The sequence below is a fragment of the Micromonospora sp. NPDC048930 genome, assembly GCF_043197935.1.
GTDB lineage: Bacteria > Actinomycetota > Actinomycetes > Mycobacteriales > Micromonosporaceae > Micromonospora.
Window position 1 is genome coordinate 592,574 of record NZ_JBICUB010000002.1, and the last position, 22,363, is coordinate 614,936.

The following is a 22,363-nucleotide window of genomic DNA, read 5'->3' on the forward strand; positions in this document are numbered from 1 at the left end:
CAGGACCGGCCGGTTCTCTCCTCCCATGCCCCACGAACGGAGCGGCATGAACACATTTCCGCAATCTGGGTCACGCCGACGCCTACTCGTCGCGCTGCCCGCCATCGCCCTCGCCGCGACGTCACTGACCGTGACGAGCAGCGCGGCCGCCCAGGAAGCCGGCCCTGCCCGGACCATCGGGGCGGACGAGTTCTACATCAACTACGCCGAGCCGGAGGTCCAGCCGGACACCGCCGGCAAGGAGGTCAAGGGGAAGGACGGGGTCTACACCAGCCCCGTGGACGCGGCCCGGGCCTACGACCGCAAGTTCGCCGGCGGCAACCCGGTGGCCGCGCGGGAGCTGGCCAAGCTGGAGGCCAAGGCGATCAAGACGGGGCAGAGCCCGCGGCAGATCAAGCAGGCCAAGGGCACCCAGACCGCCAAGCTGCTGACCCTGCTGGTGGAGTTCAACGACCAGGCGAACGACGACTTCACCAACGTGTACGTGCCGAAGACGGTCTTCGAGGACCGGAGCTGTGTCCTCGGCACCGTGCAGAACGGCCCGAAGCACAACACCATCCCCGACCCGGCCACCCTGCCGCACCAGGACAACAACTCGATGTGGGTGCCGGACTTCTCGCCCGAGCACTACGACAAGATGCTCTACACCAAGGAGGGCATCACCGAGCGGGTCCGCAAGGACCTGACCGGGCCGGACGGGAAGCCGGGCGTCGACATCTCCGGGCGCACGATGCACAACATGTACCTGGAGATGTCCAAGGGCGCGTACACCGTGGACGGTGAGGCGAGCCCGTGGATCACCGTGCCGCACTCCGAGGGCTGGTACGCGGCCTCCCGCTGTTTCCAGGACGAGAACGGCAACTGGGTCGCCGGCCGGGAGCAGTCGATGAACGGCCACCCGGACAACCCGCAGGGCGCCGGCCGGCTGGCCACCGACGCCATCGACGCGCTGGCGAAGATGCGGCCCGACTTCCCGTGGGCCGACTACGACATCGAGGACCAGGGCGACGCCGACGGTGACGGCAACTTCAACGAGCCGGACGGCGTGATCGACCACCTGGTGCTGGTGCACGCCAACCAGGGCAAGTCGCGCGGCGGCGGCGACGTGGGCGTCTACTCGGTCTGGGCGCACTCCTCGACGGTGGCCGGCGGCTACACCATCCCCGGCACCAACCTGAAGGTGTCGAACTACATCGTGCAGCCGGAGGACGCCGGCGTCGGCGTCTTCGCCCACGAGTTCGGCCACGACCTCGGCCTCCCGGACCTCTACGACACCTCCGGCAACAACTCCGACTCGGACGTCGACTTCTGGGACCTGATGGCCTCGGGCTCGCACTCCGGTGAGATCTTCCAGGCGATGCCGACCCACATGGGCCTCTGGGACAAGTGGGTGCTGGGCTGGGCCGACCCGCTGACCCTCGCGCCGGGCGCCGACCCGCGTGACGTGCAGTTGGGACAGACCTCGAACACCCCGGCGGGCACCAGGGACGGCATCAAGATCAACCTGCCGGACAAGGTGATCACGCTGGCGCAGCCGCACAGCGGCGCCAACATGTGGTACTCCGGCTCCGACCAGAACTGGGCCGACGTCAAGCTGAGCCGGACGGTGACCGTCCCGAACGCGGCTGACGCCAAGTTCTGGATGTGGAACAACTACGTCATCGAGGCGGACTGGGACTACGGCTTCGTCGAGGTCTCCACCGACGGCGGCGCCACCTGGTCGGAGCAGAAGGTCTACGACGCCACCGGCAAGCTGGTCTCGACCAACGACGGCTACGCCGACCCGAACGGCCGCATGGTCGACTACGGCGGCAAGAAGTACGGCCTGACCGGCAACACCAACGGCTGGCGGCACGACTACGTCGACCTGTCGGGGTACGCCGGGCAGACTGTCCAGCTGCGGCTCCGCTACGCCACCGACGAGGCGTTCCTGGAGCGGGGCTGGTTCGTCGACGACCTCTCGGTCACGGGCGGCGGCGCCACCACCTTCAGCGACGACGTCGAGGGCGGCGCCAACGGCTGGAGCCAGGTCCTCGGCACCTTCACCGACACCACCGGCGCGGGCTGGCACGCCGACTCGGGCACCCAGGTCAAGGCGCACTACTACCTGGCCGAGTGGCGCAACTTCGACGGCTTCGACAAGGGCCTGAAGTACGCCTACGACACCGTGTACTCGCACGAGGCGTGGAAGGTCGACCGGATCGCGTACAACGCGCCGGGCATGCTGGTCTGGTACCGGGACACCGCGCTGGGCAACGTCAACCACGTCACCGCGCAGCTGACCTCCCTGCCGAGCTACGGCGCCAAGGGCGGCCTGCTGATCGTCGACTCGCACAACCAGCCACTGCGCCGGCAGGGCGTGGCGGCAGAGAAGGACCCGGAGATTCGGGACAACCTGCCCAGCCGCCCGCAGTCGTCCAACGCGGCCTTCTCGCTGAACCCGACGTACCCCTTCACGGAGTGCCTGGAGGCGGCGGGCGAGCCGTACAGCGAGTACTGCACGAACTTCGGCGCTCAGGCCCCGGTTCCGGCGTTCACCGACGCCAAGGGCTGGTACCCGGGCCTCGAGGTCCGCGTGGTCGACGGCGCGCAGCGGCTCTACGCGCGGGACAGCGACGCCTCGGTCGTCATCCCGTCGCGCAGCAATGTGCCCTACACGACCCGGATCACCAACGCCGACGGCACCCCGGCGACCGGCCTCTACGGCACGGACCTCGGGTTCACGGTGCTCGGCTCGGGCAACCCGGGTGACGCCGGCGTCGCGTACGGCGTCACGATCACCATCCTGAAGAGCGCGAAGGACAACTCGTACGCCACGGTGCACGTCACCCCGGCGACAAACTGATCCCCGCGCCCGGAGGAGGGGCCCGTCGCAGCTTCGGCTGCCGGCGGGCCCCTCGCCCGTCCCCGGCAACCGCCACCCTCACCCACCGGCACCGGCCCGCTACATATTGACATCGGCCGACGTCCGCTGTGACCATCTGATTGCTGTCGCCACGGTGGCGTTTCCCCAGGCGGACGGGCGTTCCGCCGGCGGGCACGACACCGGCCGGCCGCGTACGGCCGCGACCCGGCGGCCACGGGGGACGGGGGATGAGGGTGTTCGCTGGGCTGCTGTCCGACGACGCAGGACGACTGTACGAGGCACTGGTGGCCGATGTCGGGGCACCGGCCGTCCCACCCGAGGCGGTGGAGACGCCCGCCCTGGCCGAGCTGCTGCGGCGCGCGCTGGTGTTCCGCACGCCGGCGGGCCGCCTGCGGGCCGTCCCGCCGGCTGCCGCGCTGCGCCGCCTGCTGGTCGCGCGACAGCAGGAACTGGCGGAGGCGAATCGGGAACTCGCCGACCGGTACGCCGAGCTGGAACGGCTGGAACGCGAACTACCCCGGGCCGGTCACGCACCGGACACCACCGAACTGGAACTGTTGACCGGCGAGGACATCGCCGCCCGGCTGCACGAGCTGGTGACCGCGGCCCGGCGCGACTGCCGCCACCTGCGGACCCGACAGCTCGGCGACGATCCGCACAGCTGGCCGGCCGAGGCACCGGACGGCGGCGTCCGGCACCGGACGATCTGCACACCCGAGGCGCTGGCGCCGGCCGGCACGGCGACCGGACCGGACCGGCGGCCGCCGCCTCCTGCCACGGCTGCCCGTGCAACTGACCGTGGCGGACGGAGCCGCGCTGGTCGGTCTGGCATCGACGCGCGGGGAGGCGGTGCTGGTCCGGTCCCCGGCACTGGTCGACGCGCTGGTGGACTACTTCGAGCTGCTGTGGCGTCGTGCGGTGCCGGTGGAGCCGCTGGCCGGCGGCGGACCGAGCAACGTCCAGCTCCAGGTGCTCCGGCTCGCCGCCGCCGGCCTGAAGGACGAGGCGATCGGCCGGAGCCTCGGCCGTAGTACCCGCTGGGTCCGTCGGCACATGGAGTCGCTGGAGGATCTGCTGGGCGCCACCAACCGGCTCACCCTCGGCATCGCCGCCGCCCGCCAGGGCCTGGTCTGACCCTCGGCGCATGTTGCTCCGTGCAGCTTGCGGTCAGGCTGGCCGCTTCGCCCTCCCCGGATCGTTCCCCAACCGCCACAGTGGACCCACTCCGGCGGGCCATGCCGGGATCGCCGGAGCGGGAACCGACCGTGGGAGGCCGGGTTGACGACACTGTCCAGCATTCGGAAATGGGGGGTCGCCGCGTTCACCGCGCTCGCGGTGGCCGTCCCGGTGGCTGCCGCACCGACGCCGGCGACCGCCGCCGCCACCAGCTTCGACCACATCCTTTACTGGAACGACGTGCTGCTGAAGGCGTACCGGCAGACCGGCGGCCCACCGACCGTGCTGTCCCGGGCCGGCGCGATGCTGCACATCGCCCTCTTCGACACCCACACCGCGATCAGCAACATCGGCACGCCATACCTCACTAGCGGGGTGAACCGGGATCCGTCGGCCACCTACGACCTCAAGGCGAACCTCGACGTGGCCGCGTACAACCTGCTGCAGTTGGAGCTCTTTCCCGGCATCGACTTCTCCAGCGACTTTCAGAAGGCACGGCTGGACGCGCCCAACTACGAGCCCGGACCGGGTGGCTTCAGCACCAGCATCGCCGAGTCGGTGGTCGACAACATTCGGCTGAACCGGGCGAACGACGGGTCGACCGACAACACCCCCTACACCCCGAGCACCGAGCCCGGCCAGTGGCGGCCCACCGACGGCGCCGCAGCGGCCTCGCCGAACTGGGGCCGGGTACGGCCGTTCGCGCTCACCTCCGGCTCCCAGTTCCGTCCCGCCCCGCCCGGCGGTTACAGCACGGCCCAGACCCTGCTGGCGAGCCACGACTACGCCGTCCAGGTCAACGAGGTGAGGGCACTGGGGGCGGCGAACTCGACAACCCGGACCGCGACGCAGACCCAGATCGCGTACTTCTGGGCCAACGATGTTGACGGCACCTACAAGCCCCCGGGCCAGCTGTTCAAGCTGACGCAGACGGTGGCCAAGCAGCGCGGCCTCAGCCAGGCCGCGAACGCGAAGCTCTTCGCCCTGGTCGGCATGGCGATGGGTGACGCGGCGATCACCGCCTGGGACGCCAAGTACCAGACCGACATCGACCTGTGGCGGCCGGTGACCGCGATCCGGGAGGCCGGCACGGATGGCAACGGCGAGACCGAGGCGGACACCGCCTGGCAGCCCCTCTCCAACAACGCGGGGGTGCCCTTCTCGCCGAACTTCCCGGCGTACGTCTCCGGCCACGCCACCTTCGGTGGGGCCTGGGCGGGCATCATGCGGCGTTACTTCGGCACCGACAGCATCACCTTCACCGCGACCACCGAGGATCCGCACGCGGTCGGCGTGACCCGCACCTTCACCAGCTTCACCGCGGCGTCGGTGGAGAACGCGCGCAGCCGGGTGTACCTCGGTGTGCACTACCAGTGGGACGGCGACAACGGCGTGGCGGCCGGTGACGCGGTCGCCGGCCACGTGTTCGCCAACTACCTGCGCTGATCGGGACACACGGCGGGGCCCGTCTGGAGCACACTGCTCCGGACGGGCCCCGTCCTCTTACGCGCCCATGGATTCTTCGAAAATCCGTGTGACATTTTCCCGGGCTCCAGCGCTCCCCTTTGGGGGCCTCATAATCACCATCACGCTCAGTGATCGTGGCCAAAACGTAATGTGATTCGGCGTCGAATTACTGAGCCTTTTGGTCCCGGTTCGCCCAGAAAAGAAGGGGCGCCACTCAGGTGATTGACCGGTGACAACGATGCAAACACCTGTCATTGTGAGTGACGCATGACATGACAGCGATGGCTGTAGCTGTCCCTGTCATGTAACAAATCCACAAAGGAGGAGGACCTTTGAGGAGACGAGTCACAGCGGGCCTGGCCTCGGCCGCGGCCGCGCTGCTGGCAGCCGGTGTCGTCACGGCGCCGGCGTCCGCCGCTCCGGCGGCGGAGCCCACCCCCGGTGCCGACAAGGCGAAGCACGGCAAGGACAACCTGCCCGATCCCAAGGCGGATCAGCAGCGGGAGCTCAAGAAGCAGGCGATCGCCGACCTGCTCACGGGCAAGGCCAAGCTTCAGACGCGCAACGGCTCGAAGGTCATCCAGGTAAAGGACGACCTGTTCGTCGAGTACCAGCAGGCCCCGAAGGTCGACCCGATCTTCACCATGCTGGTCAACTTCGGCGACAAGACCGACCCGCGCGCCGGCGGCGCGCCGGGCCCGGTCGTCAACCAGATCCCGGAGCCGGACCGCAACTGGGACGGCAGCTCCACCGACGACAACAGCACCCTGTGGCGCTCCGACTTCCACCGCGAGCACTACATGGACATGTTCTACGGTGAGGGCGAGTCGTTCCGGGACTTCTACCTGAAGCAGTCCGGTGGTCGTTACACGGTCAACGGTGACGTCAGCGACTGGATCACGGTGCCTTACAACGAGGCCCGTTACGGTCACAACGACGACCCGAACAACCCGAACGACAACATCTCCGAGGCCGAGGGGTACTGGAACTTCATCCGGGACAGCGCCACGTCCTGGTACCAGGCCCAGGTCGCGGCCGGCAAGTCGTCCCAGGAGATCAAGGACTACCTCAAGCAGTTCGACATCTGGGACCGGTACGACTTCGACGGCGACGGCAACTTCAACGAGCCCGACGGCTACATCGACCACTTCCAGGCGGTGCACGCCGGTGAGGGCGAGGAGGCCGGCGGCGGCGCCCAGGGCGAGGACGCCATCTGGTCGCACCGCTGGGCGGCGTTCACCAACCTCGAGGGCAAGGCCGGTCCGGCCGGCAACCTCGCGGGCGGTGTGCAGATCGGCGACACCGGCCTGTGGATCCGTGACTACACCACGGAGCCGGAGAACGGTGGCCTCGGCGTCTTCACCCACGAGTACGGTCACGACCTCGGTCTGCCGGACCTGTACGACACCGCGGGTGGCGACAACGGCGTCGGTTTCTGGAGCCTGATGTCCTCCGGTTCGTGGCTGAGCCACGGCACCGACGACATCGGTTCGACCCCGGGTTACATGGACCCGTGGTCGAAGCTCTTCCTGGGCTGGCTGAACTACACCACGGTCGACTACGGCAAGGGCAGCACCCAGGTGACGCTCGGCCCGGCCGGTGACAGCGACGGGCCGAAGGCCCAGGCTGTCGTGGTGAACCTGCCCTCGCAGACGCAGACCACGAACTACAACACGCCGTTCGGCGGGTCGTACGAGTGGTGGGGCGGCAGCGCGGACGACCTGAACGCCTCGCTGACCCGCACCCTGGACCTGACCGGCGCGACCACCGCCTCGATCACCTCCAAGCTGCAGTTCGACATCGAAGAGGACTACGACTACCTCTACGCCGAGGTGTCCACCGACGGCGGCGCCACCTGGGCCGATCTGAAGAACAACCTGGTCGACTCCGGTGACAGCGGCATCGACGGTTCCAGCAACGGCGCGTGGGTCGACTCGACCTACGACCTGTCGGCGTACGCCGGCAAGACGGTGCTGTTCCGTTACCGCTACGCCACCGACGGCGGCGTGCACTTCGCCGGCCCGTTCCTGGACAACATCTCGCTGACCACGAACGGCGCGGTGGCCTGGACCGACGACGCGGAGACCCTCGCCGCGGAGTGGACGGCCAAGGGCTGGACCCGGATCACCGGCTCGGTGACCGACACCTACCCCCGCTTCTACATCGCCGAGAACCGGACCTACTTCGGTTACGACGACACGCTGCGGACCGGTGGGTACAACTTCGGCTGGGCCAACACCCGGCCGGACTTCGTGGAGCGGTTCTCGAACCAGCCGGGTCTGCTGGTGTGGTACGTGAACTACGCGTACGGCGACAACAACACGTCGCAGCACCCGGGCTACGGCCTCAACCTCCCGGTTGACGTCCGCCCGGACAAGATCAACGTCGGCGGCCAGGGCGTCATCAGCAACCGGCGCAACGGCTACGACGCGACGTTCAGCCTGTACGCCAAGCCGGCGCAGACCTTCCACAAGAACGGCGTGGCGGTCACCGTTCCGGCGCTCGACCCGCAGCCGATCTTCAGCGACAAGGGGATCGGCAAGTACTGGACCTCGGGCAACGCGTGGAACTCGGTGAAGGTGGCCGGCACCGGCACCACCATCGAGATCCTCCAGCAGGGCACCACCCCGACCAGCGACATGGTCGTCAAGGTCACCAACTGATCGGGTAGCACCAAGCCGGAAGGGGCCGGTGGCGGCGACGCCACCGGCCCCTTTCGCGTACCCCGAGGGTGTTCGCCCTGATCAGGGCGGGCATCGACCGATCCGGATGTGACGCTGAGGAGCGTTCCCAACAAAAAGTTGCTACAAATCGACGCACCACTCTTCCCACGCGTCACGGGAATGTCTATGTTCACCAGTGGTCCCACCCGTGGGACATCTTCACCGGCCCGTACCCCCGTTGGGCCGGTTCCTTCACACCGGAGGTATCCACGTGCGCAAAGTCGCAGTGGGTCTGCTCGGGCTTTCGCTGACGGCGACGGGACTGGTGGCGGGCACGACCGCCAGTGCCGCGCCGTTGCCGAAACTGCCGGCGTCCGCACCGTCGGCCGGCGAGCCTCAGCAGGCTGAGCACGATCTGCCCAACCCGCTCGAGGAGAAGCGGCGGGCGCTGCGCCAGGAGGGCCTGAGCGAGGTCCTCTCCGGCCGCGCCAAGGCCCAGAAGATCAACGGCAGCACGGTCGTCAAGGTCGGCGAGACCGCGGCCGAGGGCGCCGCGGCCGGCCGGTCCGCCCGCAGCACCAGGGCCGGCAAGGGCCCGGTCGAGGACCAGTACGTCGAGCTGTCCCGCGAGCGGACCGACAAGATCTTCGTGATCCTGGCCGAGTTCGGCAACGAGCGGCACCCGTCCTACCCGGACAAGGACACCGACCCGACGACGGCCGGCCCCGCCCGGTTCGACGGCCCGCTCAACAACGAGATCCCGGCGCCGAACCGGGCGGTGGACAACTCCACCGTCTGGCAGCCGAACTTCGACGCCGACCACTACCGGAAGCTCTACTTCGGCACCGCCCCCGGTGACGAGTCGCTGAAGCAGTACTACGAGGCGCAGTCCTCGGGCCGGTACAGCGTCGACGGCGAGGTCACCGACTGGGTCAAGGTCAAGTACAACGAGGCCCGGTACGGCCGCTCGGGCGACGACCCCGAGGACGCCAACGGCGACGACCCGGCCGTCTGCGCCAGCAACGTCTGCACCAACACCTGGGCGCTGGTCCGCGACGCCGCCAACCAGTGGGTCGCCGACCAGAAGGCCGCCGGCAGGACCGACGCGCAGATCGCGGCCGACGTCAAGTCGATGGACCAGTGGGACCGGTACGACCACGACGGCGACGGCAACTTCAACGAGCCGGACGGCTACATCGACCACTTCCAGATCGTCCACGCCGGCGGTGACGAGGCCGACGGTGACCCGAACCAGGGTGAGGACGCCGTCTGGAGCCACCGCTGGTACGCCTACGCGTCCGACCAGGGCAACACCGGCCCGGCCGACTTCCCGGCCGGCGGCACCCAGATCGGCAACACGGGCGTGTGGATCGGTGACTACACCATCCAGCCGGAGAACGGCGGCCGGAGCGTCTTCTACCACGAGTACGGCCACGACCTCGGCCTGCCGGACGACTACAACGTCACCAACGGCGGGGACAACAACAACGAGCACTGGACCCTGATGGCCCAGAGCCGGCTCGGCGGCAAGAACGACGGCGGCATCGGCGAGCGGGGCGGCGACCTCGGCGCCTGGAACAAGCTCCAACTCGGCTGGCTCGACTACGAGGTCATCAAGGCCGGCCAGAAGCGCACCCTGGAGCTGGGCCCGCAGGAGTACAACTCCGAGAAGGCGCAGGGCGCGGTCGTCGTGCTGCCGAAGCGGACGTACACCTTCGACAACGGCAAGCCGTTCGAGGGCGCGAAGCAGTTCTTCTCGGGCAACGAGGACGACCTGAACACCACGATGACGCGGACGATCGACCTCACCGGGAAGAGCAGCGCCGCGTTCACCATGAAGGGTCGTTACAACATCGAAGAGGGTTACGACTACCTCTTCTTCGAGGCCTCCACCGACGGTGGCCAGACCTGGTCGGCGCTGCCCGGCACGGTCGGCGGCACGCCGCTGGCGGAGATCTCCCCCGGACGCTACGCGCTGACGGGTTCCAGCGACGACCAGTGGGTCGACGTCAACATCCCGCTGGACTCGCTCGCCGGCAAGACGGTGCAGTTCCGGCTGCACTACACGACCGACGGCGGGGTCTCCGCCGGTGGCTTCTACGGTGACGCGATCGCCGTGACGGCCGACGGGGCGACCATCCTCACCGACGGTGCGGAGGCGGACGCGGCCGGCTGGACCTTCAACGGCTTCAGCATCCAGGCCGAGACCTACACCCGCGACTTCGACAACTACTACATCGCGGGCAACCGGTCGTACGTCTCGTACGACAAGTACCTGAAGACCGGCCCGTACTACTTCGGGTACGCGAACACCCGGCCGGACTACGTGGACCACTACGCGTACCAGACGGGTCTGCTGATCTCCTACTGGAACCTGCGCTGGGCGGACAATGACACGTTCGACCACCCTGGCGAGGGTCGGAACATGATCATCGACGCGCACCCGCGACCGATCTACAACCTGACCGGCAACCCCTGGCGGGCCCGGGTCCAGGTCTACGACGCGCCGTTCAGCCTGCGGAAGGCGGACTCGTTCACGCTGCACATCAACAGCCAGCCGCAGTACATCCGTGGCCAGGCCGCGCAGCCGCTGTTCGACGACACCAAGCAGTACTGGTACCCGGAGCTGCCGAACCACGGCGTCAAGCTCCCGGCCACCGGCGTCAAGATCCGCGTCCTGGAGCAGGACGGCACCTCGCTGAAGGTCCGCTTCTCCTGAGCCGCTGATCAGCACAGCAGCGCGATGCCCGGGCAGGTCACCTGCCCGGGCATCGCCCGTTTCGGGGCTCCGCGCAGCCGAGCAGAAGACACGAACCGTGTCATCATCGTTACAGCCCATTGACGGCGACGACCGGCGGACGTGACGATCACCCCATCGACGATCATGGGGGGTGATCCGATTGTCAGGCGACACGGTGACCGACGATCCGGGCAGGTCGGACGAGGTTCCACTCTGGATACGGCTCGCGGACCATGGCCCACTGACGCCCACGCTCGAACTACGGATGGTGCTCGCGGACAGCGCCCGCGTGCTGATGCGCGCACAGGACCGCCTCACCGACCACTACACCCGGCTCCAGCGGATCGCCCATCAGGACGCGGCCCGGTCCGGGGACCGCCCCGACGGGATCGAGGTCGTCGCCGAACCCGACCGATTCCGCGACCTCGCCCACCGACTCCTCGACACGGCCACCGCGGAGGCCCTGATCCTCCTCGACGAGTCGCCACCCGGCCTGTCCCCGTCCCCCACCAGGCCGCACCCGGTCCGCTTGATCTGCGCCCGGCCGCTGCTGGTCGACCCGGAGCGTCGCGAACGGATCGAGGCGGCCCTGGCCGCGGGGCACGACGTACGCGTGCTCCCGGCGCTGCCGGCGAGCCTGCTGGCGGTCGACGGCACGGCGCTGCTCGCCCTGCCCCCCACCGACCAGCACCGACAGCTGCTGCTGGTCAGCAGCCCCGCCCTGGTGTCGCTGCTGACCCAGTACGTCGAGGCGCTGTGGCGGCAGGCGGTCCCGCTGGCCAACCGGCCCGCGGTCGGCATCGACGGCGCGCCCACCCCCGTCCAACTCCAGATCCTCCGCCTGGCGGCAGCCGGCCTGAAGGACGAGTCGATCGCCCGCAGCCTCGGCCGCAGCGCCCGGTGGGTGCGCCGGCACTTCGAGGTGCTGGAGGAACGGCTCTCGGCGACCAACCGGCTCACCCTGGGCATCGCCGCGGCCCGGCGCGGCTGGATCTGATCTTGCAACTTGCGGACCGGCTGCCGCTTCGCCATACCGGCCATCCCGGTGCGCCCAGGATCATCATGGTCATCGATGGATTGAGGACCCGCAACCGCCGATCCGGTGACGGGTCCGCTACCGGAGGGACCACCTTGAGGACACTCGGACTGCGTCGGATCGCCGTCGCCGCGCTCGCCACCGTCGGGCTCGCCACGTCGATCGCCGCCACGCCGGAACCGGCGCGCGCGGTGAGCCCCGGCTTCGACCACACCATCTACTGGAACAACGTGCTGATCAAGGCCTACCGGCAGGCGGGCGGGCCGCCGACCACGCTCTCCCGCGCCGGCGCCATGATGCACCTGGCCATGTACGACACCAAGGTGTCGCTGGGCGGGCAGGGCAAGCCGTACCTGGCCACGGTGTCCCCGCAGACCAGCTACAGCTACGACCTGGACATGAACCTGGACGAAGCCGCGTACGACGTGCTGAAGGCCGTGTTCCCGACCATCGACTTCACCCAGGACTACAACAACGCGCGGTCCATCGCGCCCATCGGTGAGCCGGGGCCGAACGGCTGGAGCGTCAGCGTCGGCCAGACGGCCGCACAGAACATGCTCAACGCCCGCGCCAACGACGGGTCCACCAACAACACCCCGTACTCGATCAGCTACACGGCGGGCCAGTGGCAGCCGACCGGCTCCGGGAGCGCCGCGAGCCCCAACTGGGGCCTCGTCAAGCCCTTCGGCCTGACCGCCGGCTCGCAGTTCCGCCCGTCCCTGCCCGGCGGCTTCACCACCATCACCGACCTGCTGACCAGCAGCGCGTACGCCCAGCAGGTGAACGACGTCAAGCGGTACGGCTCCGCCACCAGCGCCGACCGCAGCGCCGACCAGACCCAGCTCGCCTGGTTCTGGGCCAACGACCTCGACGGCACCTACAAGCCGCCGGGTCAGCTCTTCACCCTGACCCAGACCATCGCCAAGGCCCGCACCGGCACCGACACCACCCGGCTCTTCGCCCTGGTGTCGCTGGCGATGGCCGACGCCGCCATCGCCGCCTGGGACGCCAAGTACCAGACCTCCATCGACCTGTGGCGCCCGGAGACGGCGATCCACGAGCCGCAGTCCGACAACAATGCGGCCACCGTCCCGGACGCCGGCTGGCAGCCGCTGTCCGCCGACCGGAACGGCATCCACTTCTCGCCGCCGTTCCCGGCGTACGTCTCGGGGCACGCCACCTTCGCCGGGGCCTGGGCCGGGATGATCAAGCGGTTCTACGGCACCGACGCCATCTCCTTCACCGCCACCACCGAGGACCCGCACGCCAGCGGGGTCACCCGCTCCTTCACCAGTGTCAGCGCCGCCGCGACGGAGGACGCGAACAGCCGGCTCTACCTCGGTGTGCACTACCAGTGGGACGCCGACCAGGGGCTGGCCACCGGTGACTCGGTCGCCAACTACCTCTTCACCAAGTACTACGTGAACTGACCCGACCGCACGCGCACCGGGGCCGGCACCGATCGCGGTGCCGGCCCCGGCCTGTCCCGGGCGGCCCCGGAGAAATCCCTGATCCTCGCCACCTGCGGGGCCGATGGCGGATAGCCGGCCCTAGGCTGTGCCCCATGACCGACCAGCGTGGCGGGCCCGTCGACGAGTCCTGCGTCCTCCCCGAGGGGCCGTGGACGCACCGGTTCGTCGGCGCCAACGGCAGCCGCTTCCACGTCGTCGAGGCCGGCACCGGCCCGATGGTGCTCTTCCTGCACGGGTTCCCGGAGTACTGGTACGCCTGGCACGAGATGCTGCCGGCGGTCGCCGACGCGGGATTCCGGGCGGTCGCGGTCGACCTGCGCGGGTACGGCGCGAGCGACAAGCCACCCCGGGGGTACGACGGCTACACCCTCGCCGCGGACGTGGCCGGGCTGATCCGCGCCCTCGGTGAACGGTCGGCGACCCTGGTGGGCAGCGGGGCCGGTGGACTCATCGCGTGGACCGCCGCCTCGTTCCACCCGACCCTGGTCCGGCGGCTGGTGGTGCTCGGGGCCCCGCACCCGCTCCGGCTCCGGGCGGCCATCTTCGCCGACCCGCGCGGCCAGTTCGCCGCCTCCACGCCGACGTTGAAGTTCCAGTTCCCCCGCTACGAGCACGTGCTGACCAGGGACGACGGGGCCGAGGTGGAGGCGATCCTGCGCCGCTGGGGCGGGCCGCGCTGGGTGCACGGCCCGGAGTTCGAGGCGTACGCCCGGTGCTGCCGGGTCGCCATGCAGATCCCGCAGGCCGCCTTCTGCGCCATGGAGGGCTACCGCTGGGCGTTCCGGTCGGTGCTGCGGCTGCACGGCTACCGCTTCGTCCGGCTGATGCAGAAGCCGCTGGTCACGCCGACCCTCCAACTGCACGGCGCACTGGACCGGGCCTCGCTGCCGCGGACCGCCCAGGGATCCGGCCGCTACGTCAGCGCGCCCTACGAGTGGCGACTGCTCGACGGGGTCGGCCACTTCCCGCACGTGGAGGCCCGGGACGTGGTGCTCGGCGAGATCCTGCGCTGGACGAAGTCCTGATCAGACCCGCTTCTCGCGCAGGTCGACGACCTCGTTCGCCGGCGCCCAGCCCTGGTAGACGCCGAAGTCGAAGGCCTCCAGCCCCATCGCCCGCGCCACCGGCCAGCGACCGCCGGTGTACTCCACCCGCAACCAGCCCTCGTGCTCGGCCAGCACGATGAACGGCTGCCCCTGCCAGGTGCAGGTGGTCCGCACGTACGCCAAGTCCTCCACCTCGGCGGCCGGCACCACCCGCACGTACCGGCCGGGGCGTACCTCCTCGAAGCCCTCGCCCGGTTCCGGCTGGTAGAGGCGGACGTCGTCGCCGTCGGGGCTGGCCTGGTACTCCCGGCCCTGCCACCGGGCCACGAAGCCGTCGCGGCTCACGACGCACCGACCCGACGCCAGAGCAGCGCGTCGGTGTCCAGGACCGCCACCATCCGCTCGGTGCGGTCCGCGCCGATCCGCCACAGCTGCGCGCCGTGCGGCAACCGGGCGCTGTCCACCTTGAACTCGGCGACCACGTCGTTGCTCTCGCCCGGCGCGAAGCCGTTGCCGCGGAACGGCGGCCGCTCGATCACCCAGCCCTCCATGGCCCGCATCGCGGCCTCGTTCTGCCCGCCGTAGGGGATGCGGTAGAGGCTGGGCCGGTACGCGGGCCAGCGCAGCAGGTAAATCTCCTCGGCGTTCCGGGAGAAGGGCGAGTCGGGGTGACCGAGGCCGAGCGCGTCGTACAGCTCGGCGGGGGTGTTGAGGTGGGCGAGCTCGTTGGCCCGGTGCACGAAGCCGGACACCCGGTCGTAGCCGCGCTCCAGGTAGTAGGCGAGCTGGCTCGGGGCGATCGCCTTCTGCATGGTCACCGGACGGGTCGGGTCCACCGGCGGTGGGGCGGGTCGGCCCTCCGCCGCCGGCGTCGCCTCCGCCGCCGGCGGCTCGGGCTCACCCTCCGGGTCGTCGCCGAGTCCCACCTCGGCGGCCCAGTTGGCCAGCGCGAGGACCTGCTCGCCGGGGTACGTCGCGCCGACCGGGGTGCCCGGGTTCACCGCGAACGACCAGCTCACGTCCGGCCACCGCCGGATGAGCTGGACGAACTTCACGCGTACCGTGTCGACCGGCCCGTCGGCGCGATCGGCCAGCCGCTCCGGCGAGGTGTAGACCACCACGTACGTCCCGCCGTCGAGCTGCTCGGTACGCCACACGAAGCCGGGGTCGCCGGGCCGGCTCCCGGCTGCGGAGTCGGCCGCGACCGGCAACAGCACCCGGGCCAGCAGCAGGGTGGAGAGGAACCCGTCCGTGCTGCCGCTGCCGGCCGCGCCCAGCAACTCCTCCTCCACGCCGTTCGCCGGCACGAAGTCGGCCGGCACCGCGGCCGCGGCGCCGTTCCCACTCGGGGTCGAACCGGCCCCCTCGCCCGGCGCCGGCGCGGCGGGTGCCGTACCGCTGGTCGGGACGGCCGTTCCGGACGGCGCCTCCGCCGGGGTGGCCGGCTCGAACAGCGACCGGTCCGCGGGTGCGGTGCCGCCGAACAGCGGCACGGTCGGCTCGGCGGGTGGCGCGGCCGGCTCGAAGATGGACCCGGCCCGCCCCTCGCGCGGGCTGTCGGCGACGTCCGGCCCGGCCGGCGCGAGGGTGCGATCAGCCGCCGGACGAGTCAGTCCCGCGTCGCCGGACGGCTCGGGGCGGCTCTCGCCCGCCGGTCGGGCCGGCCCGGCCGGGTCGATGGTGAGCGGCACGGTGGGTTCGGCGGAGCCGGCCCAGGGCGCGGCCGGCGCTTCACCCCTCGGCCGGTACGCCGGCGGCGCCGTCGCGGCGGCCATCGCCGAGGTCGCCGACGGAACGGTGGGCACCGCATACGGCTCGGGCGCCGCCGGTCCCGGACCGGAGTCCGAGGACGTCTCCTCGGGCTCGGGGAGTTCCCGGGACTCGATGATGGTGCCCTCGATGACGATCGGCGAGAAGCCCCGCCGCCCTGCCGGCGGCCCGGACACCGGCTCGCCGATCGGCGGGGGCAGCTCCTCCGCCTCGGCCGGACCGGCGAACGCGGGATCCCCGGCCGGGATCGGCTGGGTGCGCTCGGCCGCGTCGGGCAGGTCCGCGGGGCGGGGCCGGCGGCGGGGCAGCGCCTGGGTCGCCTCCTCCGCGGCGGCCGGGGGCGGGGCGGGGCGGAAGGGCCGGGGCGGCTCCTCCGGGCGGCCCGGGCCGAGCGCCTGCGTCCGCTCGGCCTCGTCCAACGAGAAGGCCCGGGTGGTGTCCTCCGGCACCGGCTCGTTGAGCGGCCGGCGGCGCGGGAACGGTTGACCGCCACCGGCGAACCGGGACGGCGGCACGGCGCGCTCAGCGCTCCGCGGTGGCGGGTCCAGCGGGGACGGACGCCGGGCGGAGCGGCCCGAGGCGGGTTCGAAGAACGACCGGGCCGGGGGCGGCGCGGGCGCCGCGGAGCGGCCGTTGGCCGTACCGGGGCGGCGGCTGCCGTCGGACGGGTCCGGCTCGTCCGGGTGCCGCCGTAGGTCGTTGACCCAGCCGGCGAGGCTGTCGGGGGCGGGCTCCGGCTTCCGGAGGCTGCGATCGGGGGCGGCGCGATCGGCCGGCGCGACCTCGCCGGTGCGGCGGGTGGGATCGCCGGGCGTGGTCCGGCCGGGCCAGCCGTCACGGGGCGGCCCCTCGTCCGCCGAGCCTGGGCCGAGCCGCCCGAGGCGGTCCGCGGTGAGGTGCCCGTTCGCCGGTTCCGGGCGGCGGGGGATCGGCGGCACCGGGGACTCGGCCACGCTCGGAACCGTGGGCCGGGTCGGGGGGAACGGCACGGTCGCCGGCTCCTCCGGGGGGTCCGGGACCCGGGCGACGGGGGCGGCCGGCGGCCGGCCGGCGGACGCGGCGGCGGCCGGCGGGGTGTCCCGGCCGGGCGCGTCGACGCCGGCGCGGGCGGCGTTCTCCACCCGCTCCAGCCGGGCACGGGCCCCCATGGTCCGGCCCGGCAACCGGACGTCGCCCCGGGAGAGTTGCGCCACGAACCAGGCGGGCAGGTAGCCCTCGATCGGCAGGCCGGGATTGACCGCGAGCCACCACTCGTGGTCGGGCCAGCCGGCGGCCAGGTCGGCGTACGGGACGCGGCGGGTGCCACCCGCTTTTTCCCCGAGGCAGGCCCGCATCGCGGTGACGGACGTGAATGCCAGGACGTGCGTCCGGCCCCCGGTCGTCCAGGTCCCCCAGCCTCCTGGAGCCTGCCCGGCAGGTGTCGGCCCGGCGACCGGCAGCAGCAGATCGACCCTGGCCAGGATGCGGAAGTAGAGCTGCTGATCCTGGGCGCGCAGGGCGTCCCGCATCGCCACCTCGGCCTCGGTGGCCGGCTCCCATCCGGTCACGGCCACCTCCCCTTCCACGCACGGGCCGCAGGCATCGCCTACAACCTACAAGGTGGTAACAAGATCACAATGGCTGGCCATCGGCGGTCCGCCGGCCGGCCGGCGAGGCGCTAACATCCCGTTCCGGAGCCGACACGTTACGGAGGCGGTCGATGTCCCGGCCCACCGCGCGCCCGGTCCTGGCCGCCCTGGTCACCGTCCTCACCGTCGCGTTGCCGGCCGCGCCGGCGGCCGCCCGCGCACCGTCGGCGTGCGCTTCGCCACCCGCCCCGGACCGCCCCGTGGCCGCCACCCCGTGGCCGCAGCAGCGGTACGCGCCGGAACGCCTCACCCCGCTCGCCGACGGCGCCGGGGTGGTGGTCGCGGTGATCGACTCGGGTGTGGACCGTACCCACCCGCAGCTGGCCGGGCGGGTGCTCGACGGCGCGGACTTCCTCGACCCGGGCGGCGACGGCACCCGGGACTGCGCCGGGCACGGCACCGGGGTGGCGAGCATCATCGCGGCGGGCACCCGCCCGGGTGTGGCGTTTCGCGGGCTGGCCCCGGGCGCCCGCATCCTGCCCGTACGGGTCAGCGAGCAGCAGGTCGTCGAGGGGCGGGAGTCGGGGCGTACGGTCGACGCGGCCGGCTTCGCCCGAGCCGTCCGCTGGGCGGTGGACCACGACGCCGACGTACTCAACCTCTCCGTCGTGCTGTACGCGGACCACCCGGCGGTCCGGGCCGCGATCGCCGACGCGGTACGCCGGGACGTGGTCGTGGTGGCCGCCGCCGGCAACCTGCACGACAGCGGCGACCCCCGGCCGTACCCGGCGGCGTACGACGGGGTGCTCGGGGTGGGCGCGATCGGGGCGGACGGTGTCCGCGCCCCCTTCTCCCAGACCGGCCCGTACGTCGACCTGGTCGCCCCCGGCAGCGACGTGCTGATGGCCGCGCCCGGACAGGGGCACCAGCGGGCGGAGGGGACGAGCTACGCGACGCCCTTCGTGGCCGCCACGGCGGCGCTGCTCCGGCAGTACCGCCCCGAACTGAGCGCCGCCGAGGTGGCCCGGCGGATCGTGGCCGGCGCCGACCCGGCACCGGGACGCGGCGACGGATACGGCGCGGGCGTGCTGAACCCGTACCGGGCGGTCACCGAGTCGACCGGGCCGGTGACGGCGCGGCCGGAACGGGCGACGGCGCTGGCGGTCGACCGGCCGGATCCGGCCGTGGCGGCGCAGCGGGCACGCCGGGCGGCGGCCCGGGACCGGGCGCTGCTGGTGGCGGGCGCGGCCGGGCTGGTCGCCACCGTCGTGGTGCTGCTGGCGGCCGTGCTGCCCCGCGGCGCCCGCCGCCGCTGGCGCCCCGCCGACCCCGCCTGACCGCCACCTGCGGACCCGAGCGTTCCGGGTGGGCGGAGGCGCCCAGCGGCGGCGATCCGGACGGGTGCCCGGGCCGCCGCCGCTGCGGTGCTCACTGGAAGAGGTTGGCGTTCCGCTTCTCGGTGTCGAGGTAGTCGGCGGCGGAGTCCTCCACCGCCAGCTTGATGTCACGCAGCATGGCCTGAAGGTCCTGCGAGGCCGACCGCCACCGGGCCTGCCGCTGCTCGTACGCCTCGCGCGCCTCGCCGGACCAGCTCGCCACGAGCGGCGCGGCGTCCCGCTCGAGCTGCCCGAGCTGGCTGTCGAGGGTGTTCAGCGCCTTCTGGATGTCCGCGCCGGCCTGTTGCAGCGCGGCGAAGTTGACGACCAGCACACCGTGGTCCATCGGATCCGTCCTTCCTGAGTCAGAGCGGCAGCTGGATGCCGCGGTGGGTGCCACCCACCCGGGTGGCGGCCTCGGTGTCCGAGACGTCGTACTGCTGGCCGGCGGTGCGGATCGCGGTCGCGGTCTCCCGCAGGGCCCGCTGCAACGCCGCCTGGTCCTGCGCCCACTGCTGCTTGACCTGCTCGAACGACCGCCCGCCGGCGCCGCGCCAAGCCTGCTGCAACACCTCCAGCTCGGCCATCAGGCCGGTGAGCATCGTCTGCAACGACTGGTCCACCTGCTCGAACTTCGCGGCGGTCTGCTGCATCACCGCGGCTTCTGCCTGGGTCTGGGACACCCCGGACGTCACCTCGTCTCCTCGGTCGTGGCTGGTCGCCGGAACGACCACCGTGGACATCGCCGGAGCGCGGGACCGGAAAGGGGGGAAGGGGACGGGCGCGCTCGGCGGAACTCGTCGCTGACGGTAGCGGCCCCACTCCCTTTCTGCTACCCCCTGAGCCTCCCCTGTGGACAGGGAACCCTTACGATGAGCCACGAAAACGTCACCCGATCGGCGTGGGAGGAGGCGCGGTGACGGCGACCACGACCGGACGGCCGGCACCGGCGGCTCCCCACCCGCCACCGTGGACGCTCCGCCCCGCGCCCGGCGTACGGGCCGGTCAGGTGGTGGCGGCGCAGGTCGCGGTCGCCGGGCTGGTGGCGGCCGTGGGCCGGGGCGTGGTGGTGACCGGCGCGGCCCTGCTGCTGGCGGCGCTGCTGCTGCCCGGGGCCTGGGTGCGCTGGCGCGGCCGGTGGCTCTACGAGTGGCTGCTGGTCGGCCTCGGGCACCTGACCCGGCGCCGGGCCCTGCCGGCGACCTCGGGCCCGGCCGCGCTGCTGGAACTGGTGGCCCCCGGGGCGTCGGTGCACTCGGCCGAGCTGGCCGGCAGTCCCGCCGCCCTGCTGGACGACCCCGCCGGGATCACCGCGCTGCTGGAGATCGGTGACCCGGGGGACCTGCTCGGCGACGGACCGCGCACCCTGCCCGCGCCGCACGCGCTGCTGCCCCCGCCCGGTCCGGAGAGCCCGCCGGTGCGGATCCAGCTCCTGCTCGCCGCCTCGCCCGCGCCCGCGCCGGCCGCCGGGGCCGGCACGGCGGGCGCCTCGTACCGGCAGCTCACCGACGGCCGGCTGGCGGGGCGGAGCCGGGCGGTGCTCGCCGTCCGGGCGATGCGGGCCGACGGCTGGTCGGACGAGGAGCTGCGGCGGGCGCTCGCCGGCGTGGTCCGACGGATCGTCCGCCGGCTCGGCCCACTGACCGGTCGCCCGCTGGGCGGGGCCGCCGCGCTGCGGGTGGTCGCCGAACTGGCCCACCACGACGTCGGGGCGCCGGTCCGCGAGTCGTGGCGGGCCCTGACGGCGGGCGGGCTGACCCAGGCCGGCTACCGGCTGCGGCGGTGGCCGGACCCGCGTACCGGCGCGGGCCGGCGGCTGGTGCCCCGGTTGCTCGCGCTGCCGGCCACCGCCACCACCGTCTCGCTCACGGTCGGTCCGCGGGCGGGCGCCGACACCGCGCCGGTCCCCGCGGAACTGACCGTACGCCTGGCGGCCTGGACCGGGGCGGAGCTGGCCGGCGCCGAACGGGCGCTGCGCCGGCTCGTCGGCGATCTGGGCGCGGAGGTCCGCCGGCTCGACGGCGAGCACCTGGCCGGCCTCGCCGCCACCCTCCCGCTGGCGGTGGTCCGGGGCGGCCCGGCGGTCGCCGGGGCGGAACTGGCCGCGCTGGAGCTGTCCGTCAACGAGTCCGGCCTGATGGTCGGCGCCAACCGGCACGGCGGGGCGGTGACCGTACGCCTCTTCGGCCCCGGCACGACCCGGCTGCTGCTGGTCGGCGGGGTGAGCGCCGCGCAGCTCATGGCGCTGCGCGCGCTGGCCCTCGGCGCCCGGGTCGTGGTGCAGACCGCCCGGCCGCGGGCGTGGGAGCCGTTCGTCCGGGGCGTGGGCGCGCCCGGCGGCGCGGTGCCGCTGATCCCGCCCGGGCGTCCGGTGGGCGGCGCACCCGGTTCGCCGCTGCGCCCGTTGCTGCTGGTGGTCGACGCCGGGCCGGTGCCGCCGGAGGTCGGGCCGGCGGCGGGCTGGCAGTCCGTCCTGGTGGTCCGCGACGAGCTGACCCCGGCGGACTCGGCGGCGTTGGCCCGCGCCGACCTGGCGATCCTGCAACCGCTGGATCCGGGTGAGGCGGCGCTGGCCGGCACGGCCCTCGGCCTCGGCGGCTCGGCGGAGTGGCTGACCCGGATCCGGGACGACATGGTGGCGGTGGTCAACCGGCGGGCGCTGCGCTGGGCGTTGCTCTCGCCGACGCCGATCGAATCGCAACTGGTCGGTCGCCCGAGCCGCCGCTGAGTCGACCCGCACGGGTTCCGCGAGTCGACGCGGCATGGCACGATCCCCGCCATGGGTTTTCTGAAGGGTGTTCTGATCCGGCTGGCCTCGACGGCGGTGGCCTTCTGGCTCGCCACGTTGCTCATCCCGGGCATCACGCTGAACACCGAGTCGGTCACCGACAAGGTGATCGCGCTGGTGCTGGTCGCGGCAATCTTCGGCGTGGTCAACGCCGTGCTCCAGCCGATCATCAAGACCGTCGGCTGCGGTTTCTACCTGCTGACCCTCGGTCTGATCGCGCTGGTGGTGAACGGCCTGCTCTTCCTGCTCACCAGCTGGATCGCCGGTGAGGCCGGGCTGCCGTTCCACGTGGACGGCTTCTGGCCGGCCGCGGTGCTGGGCGCGCTCTTCGTCGGCATCGTGACCTGGATCCTCGGCGCCGTCCTCGACCGCGACTGATCCGTCCCGTCGATTCC

The 22,363-nt window shown here is 72.1% G+C and carries 15 protein-coding genes; 11 read left to right on the top strand and 4 right to left on the bottom strand.

What is annotated here, in order from left to right; translation table 11 throughout:
• Positions 1 to 46 precede the first annotated feature (46 nt).
• From ACGFI9_RS08230 to ACGFI9_RS08265, 8 genes are all read left to right on the top strand, one after another.
• On the top strand, positions 47 to 2,845 hold the full coding sequence (locus ACGFI9_RS08230) for an immune inhibitor A domain-containing protein (RefSeq protein ID WP_393176293.1): 2,799 nt from the start codon (positions 47 to 49) through the stop codon (positions 2,843 to 2,845).
• A gap of 807 nt (positions 2,846 to 3,652) precedes the next feature.
• Entirely contained in the window at positions 3,653 to 4,000 is a 348-nt protein-coding gene (locus ACGFI9_RS08235; RefSeq protein WP_393176295.1) for a hypothetical protein, read from the top strand.
• Between the two features lie 144 nt (positions 4,001 to 4,144).
• The gene (locus ACGFI9_RS08240) at positions 4,145 to 5,488 is read left to right on the top strand and encodes a phosphatase PAP2 family protein (RefSeq protein ID WP_393176297.1); all 1,344 of its coding nucleotides are present in this window, start codon (positions 4,145 to 4,147) and stop codon (positions 5,486 to 5,488) included.
• A gap of 353 nt (positions 5,489 to 5,841) precedes the next feature.
• Positions 5,842 to 8,172, top strand: coding sequence for an immune inhibitor A domain-containing protein (locus ACGFI9_RS08245; RefSeq protein WP_393176299.1), 2,331 nt, complete (start codon positions 5,842 to 5,844; stop codon positions 8,170 to 8,172).
• Between the two features lie 286 nt (positions 8,173 to 8,458).
• Positions 8,459 to 10,891 (top strand): immune inhibitor A domain-containing protein, encoded by a 2,433-nt coding sequence (locus tag ACGFI9_RS08250; RefSeq protein WP_393176672.1) that lies wholly within the window; start codon positions 8,459 to 8,461, stop codon positions 10,889 to 10,891.
• 286 nt (positions 10,892 to 11,177) lie between these two features.
• Positions 11,178 to 11,909 (top strand): hypothetical protein, encoded by a 732-nt coding sequence (locus tag ACGFI9_RS08255; RefSeq protein WP_393176301.1) that lies wholly within the window; start codon positions 11,178 to 11,180, stop codon positions 11,907 to 11,909.
• A 134-nt stretch (positions 11,910 to 12,043) separates the two neighbouring features.
• Entirely contained in the window at positions 12,044 to 13,378 is a 1,335-nt protein-coding gene (locus tag ACGFI9_RS08260; protein ID WP_393176303.1) for a vanadium-dependent haloperoxidase, read from the top strand.
• A gap of 134 nt (positions 13,379 to 13,512) precedes the next feature.
• Positions 13,513 to 14,445, top strand: coding sequence for an alpha/beta fold hydrolase (locus ACGFI9_RS08265; protein WP_393176305.1), 933 nt, complete (start codon positions 13,513 to 13,515; stop codon positions 14,443 to 14,445).
• Here ACGFI9_RS08265 and ACGFI9_RS08270 read toward each other — a convergent pair whose 3' ends face one another.
• Positions 14,446 to 14,811 (bottom strand): hypothetical protein, encoded by a 366-nt coding sequence (locus ACGFI9_RS08270; protein ID WP_393176307.1) that lies wholly within the window; start codon positions 14,809 to 14,811, stop codon positions 14,446 to 14,448.
• The gene (locus tag ACGFI9_RS08275; protein WP_393176309.1) at positions 14,808 to 17,783 is read right to left on the bottom strand and encodes an SseB family protein; all 2,976 of its coding nucleotides are present in this window, start codon (positions 17,781 to 17,783) and stop codon (positions 14,808 to 14,810) included. Before ACGFI9_RS08275 ends, ACGFI9_RS08270 begins: the two co-directional genes overlap by 4 nt.
• A gap of 152 nt (positions 17,784 to 17,935) precedes the next feature.
• Between ACGFI9_RS08275 and mycP the strand changes: the two genes are divergently transcribed.
• Positions 17,936 to 19,141, top strand: a complete 1,206-nt coding sequence (mycP, locus tag ACGFI9_RS08280; protein ID WP_393176311.1) for a type VII secretion-associated serine protease mycosin — start codon at positions 17,936 to 17,938, stop codon at positions 19,139 to 19,141.
• A 91-nt stretch (positions 19,142 to 19,232) separates the two neighbouring features.
• Here the strand turns inward: mycP and ACGFI9_RS08285 are convergent, their stop codons facing one another.
• Positions 19,233 to 19,526 carry a WXG100 family type VII secretion target gene (locus ACGFI9_RS08285; protein WP_357849945.1) on the bottom strand — a complete coding sequence of 98 codons (294 nt, stop codon included), beginning with the start codon at positions 19,524 to 19,526 and terminating at the stop codon, positions 19,233 to 19,235.
• A 19-nt stretch (positions 19,527 to 19,545) separates the two neighbouring features.
• The gene (locus tag ACGFI9_RS08290) at positions 19,546 to 19,863 is read right to left on the bottom strand and encodes a WXG100 family type VII secretion target (RefSeq protein ID WP_393176674.1); all 318 of its coding nucleotides are present in this window, start codon (positions 19,861 to 19,863) and stop codon (positions 19,546 to 19,548) included.
• A gap of 233 nt (positions 19,864 to 20,096) precedes the next feature.
• On the opposite strand from ACGFI9_RS08290, the gene eccE reads away from it, so the two are divergent.
• The gene (eccE, locus tag ACGFI9_RS08295; RefSeq protein ID WP_393176314.1) at positions 20,097 to 21,908 is read left to right on the top strand and encodes a type VII secretion protein EccE; all 1,812 of its coding nucleotides are present in this window, start codon (positions 20,097 to 20,099) and stop codon (positions 21,906 to 21,908) included.
• Positions 21,909 to 21,959: 51 nt separating this feature from the next.
• Positions 21,960 to 22,346 (top strand): phage holin family protein, encoded by a 387-nt coding sequence (locus tag ACGFI9_RS08300; RefSeq protein WP_393176316.1) that lies wholly within the window; start codon positions 21,960 to 21,962, stop codon positions 22,344 to 22,346.
• Positions 22,347 to 22,363: the final 17 nt, after the last annotated feature.

Bases quoted from the DNA above. Each gene is read 5' to 3' on its own strand.
- ACGFI9_RS08230 (WP_393176293.1), top strand. From the start codon at position 47: ATGAACACATTTCCGCAATCTGGGTCACGCCGACGCCTACTCGTCGCG.
- ACGFI9_RS08265 (WP_393176305.1), top strand. From the start codon at position 13,513: ATGACCGACCAGCGTGGCGGGCCCGTCGACGAGTCCTGCGTCCTCCCC.
- ACGFI9_RS08285 (WP_357849945.1), bottom strand. From the start codon at position 19,526: ATGGACCACGGTGTGCTGGTCGTCAACTTCGCCGCGCTGCAACAGGCC.
- mycP (WP_393176311.1), top strand. From the start codon at position 17,936: ATGTCCCGGCCCACCGCGCGCCCGGTCCTGGCCGCCCTGGTCACCGTC.
- ACGFI9_RS08255 (WP_393176301.1), top strand. From the start codon at position 11,178: ATGGTGCTCGCGGACAGCGCCCGCGTGCTGATGCGCGCACAGGACCGC.
- ACGFI9_RS08300 (WP_393176316.1), top strand. From the start codon at position 21,960: ATGGGTTTTCTGAAGGGTGTTCTGATCCGGCTGGCCTCGACGGCGGTG.